The sequence below is a fragment of the Xenorhabdus vietnamensis genome (assembly GCF_002127535.1).
In the GTDB taxonomy this organism is placed as follows: Bacteria; Pseudomonadota; Gammaproteobacteria; order Enterobacterales; family Enterobacteriaceae; genus Xenorhabdus; species Xenorhabdus vietnamensis.
This window is the reverse complement of record NZ_MUBJ01000016.1, coordinates 93281-108737: the sequence shown is the minus strand read 5'-3', so window position 1 is coordinate 108737 and position 15457 is coordinate 93281. Positions and strand designations below refer to the sequence as shown.

14 protein-coding genes and 1 pseudogene are annotated in these 15457 nt (G+C 41.5%); 8 read left to right on the top strand and 7 right to left on the bottom strand.

The window, feature by feature from the left end; translation table 11 throughout:
- Positions 1-308: 308 nt before the first annotated feature.
- A pseudogene (locus tag Xvie_RS23265) lies at positions 309-1325 on the top strand (IS982 family transposase); the annotation flags it as partial.
- 38 nt (positions 1326-1363) lie between these two features.
- A complete protein-coding gene (gene trmL, locus Xvie_RS14290) occupies positions 1364-1867 on the top strand; it encodes a tRNA (uridine(34)/cytosine(34)/5-carboxymethylaminomethyluridine(34)-2'-O)-methyltransferase TrmL (RefSeq protein WP_086109972.1) in 504 nt (167 codons plus the stop codon).
- A 69-nt stretch (positions 1868-1936) separates the two neighbouring features.
- Here trmL and cysE read toward each other — a convergent pair whose 3' ends face one another.
- The 4 genes from cysE to Xvie_RS14270 all read right to left on the bottom strand — a co-directional run bounded on the left by cysE (position 1937) and on the right by Xvie_RS14270 (position 4784).
- The gene (gene cysE, locus Xvie_RS14285; RefSeq protein ID WP_086109971.1) at positions 1937-2758 is read right to left on the bottom strand and encodes a serine O-acetyltransferase; all 822 of its coding nucleotides are present in this window, start codon (positions 2756-2758) and stop codon (positions 1937-1939) included.
- Between the two features lie 19 nt (positions 2759-2777).
- On the bottom strand, positions 2778-3797 hold the full coding sequence (gene gpsA / locus Xvie_RS14280; protein WP_086109970.1) for an NAD(P)H-dependent glycerol-3-phosphate dehydrogenase: 1020 nt from the start codon (positions 3795-3797) through the stop codon (positions 2778-2780).
- Complete coding sequence (gene secB, locus Xvie_RS14275; protein WP_086109969.1) at positions 3797-4267, bottom strand: protein-export chaperone SecB; 471 nt, start codon at positions 4265-4267, stop codon at positions 3797-3799. Before secB ends, gpsA begins: the two co-directional genes overlap by 1 nt.
- 79 nt (positions 4268-4346) lie before the next feature.
- Positions 4347-4784 (bottom strand): rhodanese-like domain-containing protein, encoded by a 438-nt coding sequence (locus Xvie_RS14270; protein WP_086109968.1) that lies wholly within the window; start codon positions 4782-4784, stop codon positions 4347-4349.
- 334 nt (positions 4785-5118) lie between these two features.
- Between Xvie_RS14270 and envC the strand changes: the two genes are divergently transcribed.
- Together envC and Xvie_RS14260 are read left to right on the top strand one after the other, a co-directional pair.
- Positions 5119-6435: a murein hydrolase activator EnvC gene (gene envC / locus Xvie_RS14265; RefSeq protein WP_086109967.1), complete on the top strand. Its 1317-nt coding sequence runs from the start codon at positions 5119-5121 to the stop codon at positions 6433-6435.
- A gap of 13 nt (positions 6436-6448) precedes the next feature.
- Positions 6449-7525: a divergent polysaccharide deacetylase family protein gene (locus tag Xvie_RS14260; protein WP_086109966.1), complete on the top strand. Its 1077-nt coding sequence runs from the start codon at positions 6449-6451 to the stop codon at positions 7523-7525.
- A gap of 45 nt (positions 7526-7570) precedes the next feature.
- On the opposite strand, the gene tdh is transcribed toward Xvie_RS14260, so the two are convergent.
- The gene (tdh, locus tag Xvie_RS14255) at positions 7571-8596 is read right to left on the bottom strand and encodes an L-threonine 3-dehydrogenase (RefSeq protein WP_086109965.1); all 1026 of its coding nucleotides are present in this window, start codon (positions 8594-8596) and stop codon (positions 7571-7573) included.
- Between the two features lie 9 nt (positions 8597-8605).
- Entirely contained in the window at positions 8606-9802 is a 1197-nt protein-coding gene (kbl, locus tag Xvie_RS14250) for a glycine C-acetyltransferase (protein WP_086109964.1), read from the bottom strand.
- A gap of 309 nt (positions 9803-10111) precedes the next feature.
- Between kbl and rfaD the strand changes: the two genes are divergently transcribed.
- The 4 genes from rfaD (at position 10112) to Xvie_RS14230 (ending at position 14236) form a co-directional block, all read left to right on the top strand.
- The gene (gene rfaD, locus Xvie_RS14245; RefSeq protein ID WP_086109963.1) at positions 10112-11050 is read left to right on the top strand and encodes an ADP-glyceromanno-heptose 6-epimerase; all 939 of its coding nucleotides are present in this window, start codon (positions 10112-10114) and stop codon (positions 11048-11050) included.
- A gap of 9 nt (positions 11051-11059) precedes the next feature.
- Complete coding sequence (rfaF, locus tag Xvie_RS14240; RefSeq protein ID WP_086109962.1) at positions 11060-12112, top strand: ADP-heptose--LPS heptosyltransferase RfaF; 1053 nt, start codon at positions 11060-11062, stop codon at positions 12110-12112.
- Entirely contained in the window at positions 12112-13098 is a 987-nt protein-coding gene (gene rfaC, locus Xvie_RS14235; RefSeq protein WP_086109961.1) for a lipopolysaccharide heptosyltransferase RfaC, read from the top strand. Before rfaF ends, rfaC begins: the two co-directional genes overlap by 1 nt.
- A 262-nt stretch (positions 13099-13360) precedes the next feature.
- Complete coding sequence (locus Xvie_RS14230; protein ID WP_086109960.1) at positions 13361-14236, top strand: GNAT family protein; 876 nt, start codon at positions 13361-13363, stop codon at positions 14234-14236.
- Positions 14237-14348: 112 nt separating this feature from the next.
- Here Xvie_RS14230 and Xvie_RS14225 read toward each other — a convergent pair whose 3' ends face one another.
- Positions 14349-15323, bottom strand: a complete 975-nt coding sequence (locus Xvie_RS14225) for a glycosyltransferase family 2 protein (protein ID WP_086109959.1) — start codon at positions 15321-15323, stop codon at positions 14349-14351.
- Positions 15324-15457 lie beyond the last annotated feature (134 nt).

The window sequence follows — 15457 nt, the reverse complement described above, 5'->3', positions numbered from 1 at the left end:
TTGCTCCAGTGCGGGCTTCAAAGCCCAAGGATCCATCGGACTACATGAACCTTGCTAAACCCAGTAATTATTTATTCTACACGGGTTTCAAGATACAAGGGCAGAGAGTGCGGATTTTCATCAGTGCTCTTTGAAGCCGAATATATGTTTGCGACTACTTTTGTCAGAAAAATATTTTCATCGACTTGAGTTAGGTCGGTGTCCATATAACTACTTAACCTGAACTCGGGATAAAAAGAAGGGAACTAAAAGCGAGTTCCGTGATCAGATATTTCGACCAAGAATGACTTCTCACAAAGGAACCCGCTATGCGTAATTTAGTCAACTTATATTGTCATGTCGACGATTTTTGTCAGATTTTTATGCCTCAATGGCAAAAGTACCTGATTGAGAGCGGTGAACGTCAACGTTTACGCCAAGGACGAATGAGTACTAGTGAAATTATGACCATTATTATTGCTTTTCATATGTCACACCAGCGTGATTTCAAGAATTTTTATCTTGGATTCATTTGCTTATATCATAGAAGAGCGTTTCCTACATTGCTTAGCTACACCCGTTTTCTTGAGGTCATGCCAACGGTACTTATCCCATTGAGTTCGTTTTTTACGCATCTTAAAGGCAAGCCGACAGGCATTGAATTTATTGATTCAACCAGTATTAAAGTGTGTCACAACCTCAGAATACCAAGACATAAAGTGTTTAAAGAGACGGCAGCGAGAGGAAAGGGAACGATGGGAGGGTTCTAGTACTACAGCCGTATTTGTTTTTCTCAATCGGAAATATGCCCGTAGAACAGCTTGAAATGATACGGTTTCTCAGTTTATTGATTATCAGATAACACGTTAATTTTGGGATGATTACGGCTGTAGTACTAGGGTTTTAAACTTCACCTCGTTATTAATCATCTTGGTGAAATTGTTGCAGCAGAACTCACCCCCGCGAATGTTGATGATAGGACACCGGTTCGAGAATTATCAAAAGAACTTTTAGATAAACTTTATGCGGATAAAGGTTATATCAGCAAGGCATTAACGGAAGACTTAAAAACAGAAGGAATAACCTTAATTACAGGGCAACGGAAAAACATGAAACCCAGGTTATTAGCAGCTTGGGATAGAGCCATGTTAGCTAAACGGTTCATCATCGAAACCATCAATGATCAGCTTAAGAACGTCACACAAATTGAGCATTCACGCCATCGTAGTTTGCATGGCTTCATGCTGAATTTATTAGGTGGATTAATCGCTTACTGCTTAAAACCCAAAAAGCCATCACTCAATATCACAAGCGCTGAAAAAACAGGACTTCGGGTGATGGCTTAAACCGATCTCAGGTTACTTAGAATAATCGCTAGAATACTATGCTAAACATCGTCCTATTCGAACCAGAAATCCCGCCAAACACGGGCAACATCATCCGCCTCTGCGCCAACACAGGCTGTCAGCTTCACCTAATCCAACCATTAGGTTTCACATGGGATGACAAACGCCTGCGTCGTGCAGGGTTGGATTACCACGAGTTTACCAATATCAAACAACATCACGATTACAACGCCTTTTTAGAAAATGAAGGACTCAGTCCACTCAATTCACAATCCCCTTCTGGCACCCGTCTGTTTGCCTTAACCACAAAAGGCACTCCGGCGCACAGTAATGTGAGTTATCGTGATGGTGACTATTTGATGTTCGGACCGGAAACCCGTGGTTTACCGTCTTATGTGTTAGATAACATGCCACCGGAACAGAAAATCAGAATTCCCATGCTGCCAGATAGCCGTAGCATGAATCTGTCCAATTCTGTTTCTGTGGTCGTGTTTGAAGCATGGCGGCAACTGGGTTATCCAGGTGCGTTATTGCGGGATTAATAGGTAACATTCAGCGCCTAACCCGCGCTGAATGTTCTATTTATTGACTACAAGAAAAGGAACGGAATTTCAAATTCCATCCCCATTCTGAAATCCATTATTGATGCCATTAAAATGCTGGTTCATATCCAATGATGGCTTATCGCTTTCTGGTTTTCCAACAATCCTCGCTGGTACGCCTGCCACTGTGGTATGAGGTGGAACGGATCTTAATACAACCGATCCTGCTCCAATTTTTGCACCACGACCAATCTCAATATTACCGAGGATTTTGGAACCCGCGCCAATCATCACTCCTTCACGTACTTTCGGGTGACGATCTCCGCTAGTTTTACCTGTTCCCCCAAGAGTTACAGATTGCAAAATAGAGACATCATTTTCAACAACCGCTGTTTCACCAATGACAATACCAGTTGCGTGGTCGAGCATGATGCCACAGCCAATTTTCGCGGCCGGATGGATATCAACACCAAACGCAACTGAGATCTGGTTTTGCATATAAATTGCTAACGCTTTGCGATCTTGCTTCCATAACCAGTGTGCAATACGGTAGGCCTGTAGGGCATGAAAGCCTTTAAGATAGAGTAATGGTGTCGAATATTTATCTACTGCCGGATCACGTAATCGAACAGCTCTGATATCACGCGCTGCCGATTCAATCATCTTGGAGTCACTGCGATACGCGCTTTCAACAACTTCTCTGACTTCAATAGGAGGCATAATTGGTGTTGCCAGCTTATTTGCCAGCATATAGCTCAGGGCACTACCAAGATTTTCATGCTTGAGTAGTGTCGCGTGAAAAAAACTGGCTAACATGGGTTCACAATCTGCCAGAACCCTCGCCTCGTTTTTTATATTCTTCCAGACTTCGTTCAGTTCTGTTCGCGACATATTAGTATTCCCATTTTACTTAAGAGTGAGAGTTTTCTCCCTCATCTCTTGTCGCTCTTCCCAATAATGCTTGGGCGGCTTCAATCACATTTTTATTACAGTACAGTATCTGATAGATCTGCTCTGTGATCGGCATTTCAACACCCACTCGCTCCGCCAAAGCTCGAACTTCTTTGGTATTACGATACCCTTCAACAACTTGTCCGATTTCGTGCTGTGCTTCATCAACACCGATGCCTTTCCCCAGCATCATACCAAAGCGACGATTACGGGATTGGTTATCAGTGCAAGTCAGGACTAAGTCACCCAAGCCGGCCATTCCCATGAATGTCGACGGATCAGCCCCTAATGCCACACCGAGACGGCTCATCTCCGCCAATCCCCGGGTAATCAACGCGGTGCGGGCATTAGCTCCGAATCCCATACCATCAGAGATCCCTGCACCAATTGCAATAACATTTTTTATTGCTCCACCGAGCTGTACCCCGATGAAATCAGGGTTTTTGTATACTCGGAAACTTTTGCCGCAATGGAACAGCTGTTGAAGATCTTCGCCAAATTCAAGTGTTGTGGCAGAGACAGCTATTGCTGTTGGTAAACCCGCCGCCAGTTCTTTTGCGAATGTCGGACCAGAAACCACCGCCAAGGGGATTTCATTACCTAATATCTCACGAGCCACATCTTGCAATAAGCGTCCTGTTTCAGCTTCAAGCCCCTTGGTAGCCCAAACAATACGGCTATCATGTTGCAAATACGGCTTTATCTGTTGCAGGACATCACCGAAAACATGGCTGGGAACCACTATCAGGATATTGCGGCTAGCTGAAACGGCATTTTTCAGATCAGCCTCAAGCAGTAAACTATCAGGAAAAGAAACATCCGGTAAAAATGTCTGATTACAACGCGCTTGTTGCAATGCATTAACGTGCTCAGGGTTATGCCCCCAAAGTGCAACTTCATGCCCATTGCGAGCCAAAGTAATGGCTAAGGCGGTGCCGTATGAACCGGCACCGATCACTGTCATAGAAGCAGTATTCATTAGGCTTCCTGTTCAGCCTCATTAGGCTGTGTCTCAGCCTGCTGTTGCAGATAGTTCATAAACAATGCATCAAAGTTAACTGGAGCTAAGTTCAGTTGCGGGAAAGTACCACGGCCTACCAAACTGGTGATGCATTCACGGGCATATGGGAACAGAATGTTCGGGCAATATGCGCCTAAGCAGTGTGCCAGTTGGGTTCCTTCGATGCCATCAATAGAGAAAATACCCGCCTGCTGGACTTCACACAGAAACGCAGTTTCTTCTCCCAGTGCCGCCGTAACGGTAACACGCAGAACAACTTCATAAACTCCCTGAACTAATTCACTGGAAGCAGTGTCCAGATCCAATTTGACTTCCGGTTGCCATTCCTGTTGGAAAACCTGCGGTGCTTTTGGCGCTTCGAAAGAAACATCTTTCGTGTAAATACGTTGGATCTGGAAAGCCATTTCTGTATTGTTTTGTTCTGACATAATAGTGTTTACCTTTTTCAGATGTCCTTATTAAACCTTTTCATCATGCAAGCATACTAAATACTTGCACCTAAGTTCGTTATTTCTTGCCACGAGCCAATGGCAGATTTTCACCCGCCCAGCCAGCAACCCCTTCTTTCAGAGAATAAACCTGCTCGAAGCCAAAACGAATCAGATTCTCCGCCGGTGTTCTGGATTCCAGCCCATTCGCTGAAACTACAATGACAGGCTGCTTTTTATGTTTCTCCAACTCACCCAGATTATTATCCTTAATCTCAGATGGCGTCAGGTTAACGGAACCAATGATATGCCCTCTGCGGAAATCGTCACGGGAACGTAAATCCACAACGATAGCTTCTTCCTTGTTGATTAAATGGATGGCCTGAGCACGGGTGATCTCTTTATTCTTAGAGAACACGCTTTTTACCGTCATGACAATGACAGCCACCAGCAATGCAATCCAGACAAGGCTCAGGATCATGTTCCGGCTAATAAATTGCATGATTTCTTGCAGCATGGAGGGCAACAACTCCCGTTAGTTAATAACAAATATCTAAGGTAGGAGAGTATACCTGTGTGTTGCGGCAATTACAGCCAATTAGCACCAATCTAATGCAGATTTTGCGGAGAGTTTCGAGAAAAATTAAAAAATACACAGGGAACAACTTGATTGTAATGCATGATTAAAATATTTCATGTAACACTAGACCAAGGCAGGATTTTCAACAATAAATGAGCTAAATTAACTGATACTTATATTAATGATAAAAAATAGGCTGTTCTCTGGTCAGGTGCAATTCCTCATGAAATAATCAAGCGCTATATAGATAGCAGCAAGGTACTCAATTAAGATGGCTGAAAATAAGGATCTAAAGCGCCGCAAGAATCGGCAAAAACAATATAAATGGCAAAATAAAATCAGAGTATTACAGTTACTCTGTGCCTTGTTGTTCGCCTTTTTCAGCTTCAGTACAAATACTTTCGCAAATCAGATTTCAGAGAATAAAAACCAGCTCAAAGATATTCAGCAGGATATTGCCGAGAAAGAAAAAAGTGTAAAACACCAGCAAAAACAACATACTGAGATGCTTAATCAATTAAAAGAACAAGAAAGCATTATCTCTGAAGTCGGACGTTCTCTGCACACTACTCAGACTCGCCTAAATAAACTAGAAAATGAAGTTTCATCACTGAATGCAAATATCAAACATCTACAAACGCAACAAAAGAAACAACGTCAATTACTCACCAACCAATTGAATGCTGCATTTCGACAAGGAAATCACCAAGGATTAGAATTGTTGCTCAATGGGCTGGAAAGTCAACGCAAAGAACGTATGCTCGCGTATTACAGTTATTTGAATCAAGATCGTCAGAAAATTATCGCCAGTTTGCAAAAAACGACCGAAGAACTCAGCCAGCAAAAAAAACAGCAAATAGAAAAACAAAGTGAACAGAAAGCAATACTGATCAGCCAGAAACAGCAAAAACAAAAGATAGAAGTTGCCCGCTCCGCGCGACAGAAAACATTAACGACACTGGAATCTTCATTGAAAAAGGAGCAACAAAGCCTAACAGAGCTTCGGCAAAATGAAACCAGATTGAGGGACAAGATTGCTAAAGCTGAGCGAGAAGCCAAAGCGCGTGCTGAACGTGAGGCTCGTGAAGCAGCTCGCGTTCGTGCTCAAGTTGCCGCTAAACAGAAACAAGCTCAACAAAAAGGCTCCAGCTACAAACCAACAGAAGCAGAACGTGCTCTCATGGCTCGAACTGGTGGTCTTGGACGCCCTGTAGGGCAAGCAATCTGGCCGGTACGCGGTCGGGTTATCCATAGTTTCGGAGAAGCAATACAAGGTGAACTTCGCTGGAAAGGAGTTGTTATCTCCGCAGCGGAAGGTACAGAAGTAAGAGCAATCTCAGATGGACGTGTACTGCTGGCAGACTGGTTGCAGGGCTATGGTCTGGTTGTCGTGGTTGAACACGGTAAAGGTGATATGAGCATTTACGGTTACAACCAGAGCACATTAGTCAGTGTTGGTCAACGGGTTAGAGCGGGCCAACCAATAGCTCTGGTTGGGAGCAGCGGTGGGCAACAACAGCCTTCACTGTACTTTGAAATCCGCCGTCAAGGTCGGGCTGTTAACCCATTACCATGGTTAGGAAAATAGGATAAAACAATAGATGGTGAAGATGCAGTATCGCTTAATAAAATGTGTTAATTCATTTACTCTTTTATTTGGAGTACTGATATTTTCCACATCTTCGTTGTTTACCTTAAACGCTCAAGCAGCACGTTTAGCCATCGTCATTGATGATGTTGGCTATCGTGTTAATGAAGAAAATAAGATATTCCAAATGCCTGTTGCAGTTTCTATCGCAATCCTGCCCGACTCTCCATATGGCAGGAAAATGGCAGAAAAAGCCCATCAGCAGGGACGGGAGATTTTAATCCACTTGCCAATGGCACCATTAAGCAAGCAACCTCTGGAAAAAAATACTCTCCACCCTGTTATGAGCAGAGAAGAAATTGCCCGTATTATTCAAGATGTGATACAAAAAGTTCCCTATGCTGTTGGTATGAATAATCATATGGGTAGTGCAATGACATCCAATCTAAGTGGCATGGAAAAGGTAATGCAGGTGTTATCCCATCATCATCTTTATTTTCTGGATAGTGTGACAGTTGGGAATACACAAGTTACCAAAGCGGCGAGGGGAACTTCTGTTCCTGTGCTTCGCCGCAATGTGTTTTTGGATAATATTCAAACCGAAGCAGAAACACGGCATCAACTCAATCGCGCTATCACCCTCGCCCGTAAAAAAGGTTCTGCTATTGCCATTGGGCACCCGCATCCAACAACTATACGTGCTTTACAACAAGCACTTGCAATATTACCCAATGATATTGAATTGGTAACACCCAGCACCTTGTTAAGCCCTGCATCAACAACCAAAAACGATCCTCAAATTGCGCGCAAGTGCATAAGGCACCATGAATCGAAGCAAATACCAGCAACTTCGTTGGATTATTTCAAGATGTTAGGAAAGGAATTATCTAACAATGTTATCGTTAATACTTTAAATCGACACCTGCGAAAACTGTTGGATCATCACCGGACACAAGAAGCACCAAATGATTCAGGTAAACTAGAAGTAAGGCAAGCAATGGAAAACAAAACGGCAGGTAAAACAAAGTCGCAACAAAAAGACGATCAAACAGGCGCCCAAAAAACCAAAGACGCCTGTGCTAATTTTTAACTATCTTTTAATTTAACTATCTCTTAGATCGTAGATAATTAATTATTAATCCCAATTCAAGATAACTTTACCAGATTGCCCTGACCTCATAATATCAAAGCCTTTTTGGTAATCATCAATTGAGAATTGGTGAGTGATAATCGGGGATAAATCCAAGCCGGATTGAATTAAAGCCGCCATCTTGTACCAAGTTTCGAACATTTCACGCCCGTAGATACCCTTGATAAATAATCCCTTAAAGATGACTTGGTTCCAATCTATCGCCATATCTGATGGAGGAATACCCAACAGAGCAATACGTCCACCGTGATTCATGGTATTAAGCAAAGTGCGAAATGCAGGTGGTGCTCCTGACATCTCTAAACCGACATCAAAGCCTTCTGTCATTCCCAATTCTGCCATAACGTCCGTCAGGTTTTCTTTGCTGACATTCACCGCGCGGGTAACACCCATTTTACGCGCCAGTTCAAGGCGATATTCGTTCACATCTGTAATCACGACATGACGAGCCCCAACATGCTTACATACCGCAGCCGCCATAATCCCGATAGGGCCAGCACCTGATACCAGTACATCTTCCCCCACAAGATCAAAAGACAGCGCAGTGTGTACCGCATTGCCGAATGGATCAAAAATGGCGGCCAGCTCATCTGTTATATTGTCCGGAATTTTAAACGCATTAAATGCAGGAATAACCAGATATTCAGCAAAGGCACCCTCACGGTTCACACCAACACCTGTGGTATTGCGGCATAAATGAGTACGCCCGCCACGGCAGTTACGGCAGTGACCACAGGTGATGTGACCTTCACCGGACACGCGATCACCAATCTTGAATCCTTTTACTTCCTGACCAATCGCAACGACTTCACCAACATATTCGTGCCCAACTACCATTGGAACAGGGATCGTTTTTTGCGACCAATCATCCCAGTTATAGATGTGAACATCTGTCCCACAAATGGCAGTTTTACGGATTTTAATCATCACATCATTGTGCCCAAGTTCTGGCATGGGCACATCCGTCATCCAGATACCTTCTTCTGGCTTTAATTTAGATAATGCTTTCATATTGATACCTTAGGCAATGACGTTCAACTGCTTGCCAATGCGTGTAAATGCAGCCACCACATGTTCAATTTGCTCTTCAGTATGAGCGGCTGAGATCTGAGTTCGGATACGCGCCTGGCCTTTCGGAACAACCGGATAGAAGAACCCAATCACATAAATACCTTCTTTCAGAAGTTCCGCAGCGAATTCCTGCGCTAGTTTTGCGTCCCCCAGCATAACAGGAATGATTGCATGATCAGCACCTGCCAGCGTGAAACCTGCCGCAGTCATTTTTTCACGGAACAAGTTCGCATTCTTCCAGAGACGCTCACGCAGATCATCACCATTTTTCAGCATGTCCAGTACCTTGATCGATGCAGCGACAATGGCTGGAGCCAGTGAGTTGGAGAACAAGTATGGGCGTGAACGCTGACGCAACCATTCAACAACTTCTTTACGCGCGGCGGTATAACCACCGGATGCGCCACCCAAAGCTTTTCCGAGCGTACCAGTGATGATGTCAACACGACCCATGACATCACAATATTCATGTGTGCCACGCCCCTGTTTGCCAACAAAGCCAACCGCATGCGAATCATCAACCATGACTAGCGCACCAAATTCATCCGCCAAATCACAGATATATTTCAGGTCAGCAATGACGCCATCCATTGAAAATACCCCATCAGTTGCGATCAGGATATTTTGCGCACCTTCAGATTTTGCCTTTTCCAACTGTGCTCTTAATTCTTGCATGTCATTATTGGCATAGCGGTAACGCTTCGCTTTGCATAAACGGACGCCATCAATGATGGAAGCATGGTTCAAGGCATCAGAGATAATGGCATCTTCTGGCCCAAACAGTGTTTCAAACAGACCGCCGTTTGCATCAAAGCAAGAGGAGTACAGAATGGCATCTTCCATACCCAAAAATTCAGCAATCTTATTTTCTAATTCTTTATGGGAGTCTTGCGTACCACAAATAAAGCGAACAGATGCCATACCAAAACCGTGGCTATCCATTCCTGCTTTTGCAGCAGCGATCAGGTCAGGATGATTGGCCAAACCTAAGTAGTTATTGGCGCAAAAATTAACGACTTGGTTACCCTCAGCAACAGCAATATTGGCATTCTGGGCAGAAGTGATAATGCGCTCACTTTTGAATAGCCCTTCAGAACGGGTTTGCTCCAACTGTTCATTAATTTTCTGGTAAAACGACGCTGACATTTTTCTCTCCTGAGTACCTAATTAAGTGAAAGGCGTGATGTATTTTACTGATAGATCCTACTAGTGACGATACAACTAGAAAGATAATATCAACTTTGTAAAGTTGATCACGGCTCAGAGTCTGGCATGCAACAAGATTTCAGGATATTCACCTGTTTAAGCTGCTGCCGTCAGTAGGGTTAAGTGCTATTATACGCAGCTAAGATATACCCAATAGATGTCAAGTTGCAGCAATAAGGCTGCAATTTAGCAGAATCTGGGTGTAATAATCTGGGTGTAAAGTGAACTGACTATTTAGAGGTGAGCCAAATGATTATTGTCACTGGTGGCGCAGGGTTTATTGGCAGCAATATTGTCAAGGCACTGAACGACGAAGGCTATAAGGATATTCTGGTTGTTGATAACCTGAAAGACGGCACAAAGTTCGTCAATTTGGTTGATTTGAATATCACCGATTATATGGATAAGGAAGACTTCATTGCCAGCATCGTTGCAGGTGATGATTTAGGTGACATTGATGCTATTTTCCATGAAGGGGCTTGCTCATCCACAACAGAATGGGATGGTAAGTATATGATGGACAATAATTATCAATACTCCAAAGACGTGCTGCATTATTGTCTTGAGCGTCAAATCCCTTTCCTGTATGCCTCCTCTGCTGCGACTTATGGTGGTCGTAGTGACAACTTCATTGAAGAGCGTCAGTATGAAAAACCGCTCAATGTTTATGGCTACTCCAAATTCCTGTTCGACCAATATGTTCGTGATATTTTGCCCCACGCAGATTCTCAAATTTGTGGCTTCCGTTATTTCAATGTATACGGGCCGCGCGAAGGGCATAAAGGCAACATGGCAAGTGTCGCCTATCATTTAAACAATCAGATTCATCAAGGACAGAATCCGAAATTATTTGCTGGCAGTGAGAATTTCCGTCGTGATTTTATCTATGTCGGTGATGTTGCTGCCGTCAATCTGTGGTTCTGGAAAAATAGCGTTTCCGGTATTTTTAATTGTGGAACAGGCCGCGCTGAATCTTTTCAGGCCGTTGCAGATGCTGTAACTGAATGCCATAAAGAAAAATCTCCAACTGTGGAATACATCAACTTTCCAGAAAAATTAAAAGGTCGTTATCAGAGTTTTACTCAAGCAGACCTGACAAAACTTCGAGCTGCCGGATATGAAAAACCTTTCAAGACTGTCGCCGAAGGTGTCGCTGAATATATGCAATGGCTCAATCAGGATAATTAATCGACTTCTATGAAGATATTGGTGATCGGCCCATCATGGGTAGGTGACATGATGATGTCACAAAGCCTCTACCGTACTTTGAAAGCTTTGTACCCCAATGCAGAAATTGATGTAATGGCACCGGCATGGTGCCGTCCATTACTGGCAAAAATGCCAGAAGTAAATCAGGCATTGGCTATGCCGCTTGGTCATGGTGCTTTTGCCTTGGGGGAACGCCGACGCCTCGGGCTAGCATTACGTGAACATCAATATGATCGTGCCTATGTATTGCCCAACTCATTCAAATCTGCGCTGATACCTTTCTGCGCCAATATTCCGCTGCGTACAGGCTGGCGCGGTGAAATGCGTTACGGACTGCTGAATGATATCCGAACCCTAAATAAGAGTGTGTTTCCGCTCATGATGCAGCGCTATGTGGCTCTAGCGTATGAAAGGAAAAACATACGCAGTGCCGATGATCTTCCACAACCGCTATTGTGGCCGCGATTAAGTGTCAATGATGAAGATATTGCAGAATCAACCTCAGCCTTCAATATTGCCGATCATCGTCCAATCATTGGCTTCTGCCCCGGTGCTGAGTTCGGCCCGGCCAAACGCTGGCCACATTATCATTATGCATCTCTGGCAGAACAGTTAATCACCGAAAAAGGCTATCAAATATTACTGTTTGGTTCCGCCAAAGATCATCAAGCAGGTGAAGATATTCGCGCACTTTTGAGCGAGGATGCCTGCGAAGATTGTCTCAATTTGGCAGGAAAAACCTCACTGGAGCAGGCGGTAAATATCATTGCGGCCTGTGATGCTATCGTCACAAACGATTCAGGTTTGATGCATGTGGCAGCCGCTTTAAACCGTCCTCTGGTGGCCTTATATGGGCCAAGCAGCCCTGATTTCACGCCACCGCTATCACATAAGGCCGAAGTGATCCGTCTGATTACGGGCTACCATAAAATCAGAAAAGGCGACAGCGACGAAGGCTATCACCAAAGTCTTATTGATATTCAACCTGAAATGGTTTTATCTTCATTAGAGAAACTGCTACAGGTGGAGAGCCAAAATTAATGCGTGTTTTACTGGTGAAAACATCTTCGATGGGAGATGTGTTACATACTCTACCGGCGTTAACTGATGCGCGAAAGCAGTTTCCTGACATTCAGTTTGATTGGGTGGTAGAAGAAGGATTTGCCCAGATCCCAGCCTGGCACAGTGCTGTCGAAAATGTGATTCCCGTGGCCATTAGACGCTGGCGAAAAAATTGGTTCAGGAAAGATATTCGTGAAGAAAGAGCGCGATTCAGGCAACAACTGCAACAATGCCAATATGACGCCATCATTGATGCGCAAGGTCTGTTAAAAAGTGCTTTTTTGGTAACTCGGCTGGCACATGGCCCAAAACATGGTTACGACAGAAAAAGCATCCGCGAACCTATCGCCAGTTTTTTCTATGATTATTGTCATGCCGTCAGCAAGCAACAGCATGCGGTTGAACGTATTCGAGATTTATTTGCTGATAGTTTGGGCTATAAAAAACCTTTAGACCAAGGTGATTACGCTATCGCCCGTCATTTTTTGAACCAGCAAACCGATGACCAAAGTAACTATCTGGTTTTCCTCCACGCAACAACACGCGACGAAAAACATTGGCCTGAAAACCATTGGCGGCAGCTTATTGCTGATATTCAGGCAACTGGCATGCGTATTAAACTGCCTTGGGGTGCAGAGCATGAACACCAGCGGGCACTAAGACTAGCAGTAGGATTTTCTCATGTTGATGTTCTGCCGAAGCTGACGCTTGCTGAAGTTGCGCATGTCCTCGCAGAAGCGAAAGCGGTGATTTCTGTTGATACAGGGTTGAGCCATCTTACAGCGGCGCTTGATCGGCCCAATATTACGTTATTTGGATCAACTAATCCTGGTTTGATCGGCGGATATGGTAAAGAGCAGCATCCTCTTAAATCGGTAGATAATACGATGCAAGGTATTGCTCCAGAAGACATTATCTTGCTTTTGAGGGGAATATTACCAAAAGACTTTAGCCAGAGAACATGAGTCGCTTACGATTTCAATATTCATTGAAAATTATTAAAGTAATACGGTGTATAAACACTATTTATTGCAATTGTAAGAAATATTTTTTAGCTTTTTTGCTATTATTATAACCATATGAAAAAAACTTTTAATCCAAGAGTGAATGTTTTTATACAATACTCCCACTTACTGAATTGTGGGAATACTGTATAAAATTTATGTTGTCAACTAGCTTTAGGTTAAATACGATTGTGCGTTTGTAAGCAAAAACTAAGGGCTGTAAATGTTAGGTTGGAAAAAAGCCAGCTTTGCCAATTACGAAGAAGCGTATGAATTATATGGAGGAGGTATCTCAACCTCTCCAGAAGTACTACAATTTTTACATGCTAGGTTTGATTTGAACGAAAAATATTTCGTTAAGACAGATAACAGTAACAATATTCTGGCTGCAGTATGCGTCTGGAATTCTAATTCTTTGGCTGGGGAACCAAGCTTATCCCAAAAAATAGGTAACCCTTATCCTGTTTGCACCGATGAGATCTTATTTCCAATTAAACCTGAAATTAAATGTATATTACCGTTTAAATCTAAATTTTTATCTCATAAAAATGCGGAAGCAGTGGTTAATAGCTCACATATATTGAATTCCCGTCGTGAAATGTGTTTTGTTAAAGAGCTATCAAGTAAAACAATAAACACAAGAAATCGAGAACTAAAAAATTTTCTGAAAGATGATGGCAGTTTAATTAACATTGATGACATGTCAACGGATGAATTTGTTGAGATTTATGATGAATTATTTTTCATGCGGCGAAAACATCACATTAATAAAATAGCAATAAGAGAATTATTAAATAATATTCCATCTTTGAAGTTTGGACATGTACTTTTCTGGAAAAACAAACCAGCCTCAGTTCAATTTGTTATAAAAAAACAATGTGTTAATTGGATAAATTTTGATTTTATCAATACTGGTAGGGATATGAATTTGGAAAAAATCCCTGTAGGAACAATAGCTATGTGGGTTAACATAAAGAGTGCTATGGCTCTTGCAGAAAAAAATAACATTGAGATGAGATTTAGTTTTGGCCGACCTACATTTAATTATAAAAAACGCTGGTGTAGACGAGAAAAGTTATACAGAGTTATAACATTTTAATTATAAAGATTATTTTATAAAGGAAAAAATGAGATTATCTCAAACAACGAACTTATTATATGAATTCGGAAGATACTGACAAATGGCCTGCTAATCCAGGCCTTATACATAATTATTGAATGATATCTTTTTTCTTTGTAAGAATTAATCGAACTAGAAACCATTTTTTTTTATTTTTTGAATTTATCAAGTTTAACTTAAATAATTCTTTTTTCCTAAGAAAGACGGCATATTGACTATAATATGAAAGAGTTGAGATAAAATTTGAAAGTTCATTGAATTTCCCAGAAGCAAGTAGTTTCCACATAAAAGCCACTTTAAGATTTAAAACTTTCGCACCTATTTTATCCATAAGAAGATTACGATCTGTCTTACGATAATCAAGATACATTTTATGGTAAATAGCATCCCAAGCTTGGATTTCATTTATATGGTCATTCACCCCCCATTTTTTATTCATTATAGAGCATTCTCTATAAATATAATTATATAAATATTTAGGGACACAAGAAAAATTAGTTTTATTTATACACATCAAAATGAATAGTACATCTTCACCAACTATTAATTTCTCATCAAAAGTCAAATTAAAGTCTAATAAAAAACTACGTTTTATTAACATGCAGCAGATATCAAAATAATCAAAATTCATATAATTAACTGCTAATTTATTCATATCTTCATAATTTTTAGAAAGCTTTATATTTTTGTTTTTACCAATTGTTCTATTCAAACAAAAAACCACATCACTATTTTCTTCCTCATTTTTTTTCAACATACTCTCTATGAAAATAGGTTCTATGGAATCATCACTATCCAAAAAAGAAATATATTCACCAGTAGATTTACTTAACCCCAAGTTTCTTGCTGACGAAATCCCTTTATTTATTTGAGATAACACTATAATATTTTTATTTTTGCCTGCCATATTCTCTATAACATTTAATGTATTATCAGTTGAGCCATCATTAACAATTATTATCTCTATATTATTATATGTCTGCCTTAGAACACTATTAATAGAATTAGATATAAAACTTTCAACATTAAATGCTGGTATTATAATAGAAATTAAAGGATTTTTCATAACGGTGATATACTCTTTTTATTTTATATAACAATCCTTCCTTTTAAACTAGGAAAGGGAGTTATAAGATATGAAATACAAAGTATTTTTATATTATAACATAACTTTCAACAAACTGTTAGCATACAGAAATA

Coding starts and splice junctions, on each gene's coding strand:
- trmL (WP_086109972.1), top strand. CDS start 1,364: ATGCTAAACATCGTCCTATTCGAACCAGAAATCCCGCCAAACACGGGC.
- cysE (WP_086109971.1), bottom strand. CDS start 2,758: ATGTCGCGAACAGAACTGAACGAAGTCTGGAAGAATATAAAAAACGAG.
- gpsA (WP_086109970.1), bottom strand. CDS start 3,797: ATGAATACTGCTTCTATGACAGTGATCGGTGCCGGTTCATACGGCACC.
- secB (WP_086109969.1), bottom strand. CDS start 4,267: ATGTCAGAACAAAACAATACAGAAATGGCTTTCCAGATCCAACGTATT.
- Xvie_RS14270 (WP_086109968.1), bottom strand. CDS start 4,784: ATGCTGCAAGAAATCATGCAATTTATTAGCCGGAACATGATCCTGAGC.
- envC (WP_086109967.1), top strand. CDS start 5,119: ATGGCTGAAAATAAGGATCTAAAGCGCCGCAAGAATCGGCAAAAACAA.
- Xvie_RS14260 (WP_086109966.1), top strand. CDS start 6,449: ATGGTGAAGATGCAGTATCGCTTAATAAAATGTGTTAATTCATTTACT.
- tdh (WP_086109965.1), bottom strand. CDS start 8,596: ATGAAAGCATTATCTAAATTAAAGCCAGAAGAAGGTATCTGGATGACG.
- kbl (WP_086109964.1), bottom strand. CDS start 9,802: ATGTCAGCGTCGTTTTACCAGAAAATTAATGAACAGTTGGAGCAAACC.
- rfaD (WP_086109963.1), top strand. CDS start 10,112: ATGATTATTGTCACTGGTGGCGCAGGGTTTATTGGCAGCAATATTGTC.
- rfaF (WP_086109962.1), top strand. CDS start 11,060: ATGAAGATATTGGTGATCGGCCCATCATGGGTAGGTGACATGATGATG.
- rfaC (WP_086109961.1), top strand. CDS start 12,112: ATGCGTGTTTTACTGGTGAAAACATCTTCGATGGGAGATGTGTTACAT.
- Xvie_RS14230 (WP_086109960.1), top strand. CDS start 13,361: ATGTTAGGTTGGAAAAAAGCCAGCTTTGCCAATTACGAAGAAGCGTAT.
- Xvie_RS14225 (WP_086109959.1), bottom strand. CDS start 15,323: ATGAAAAATCCTTTAATTTCTATTATAATACCAGCATTTAATGTTGAA.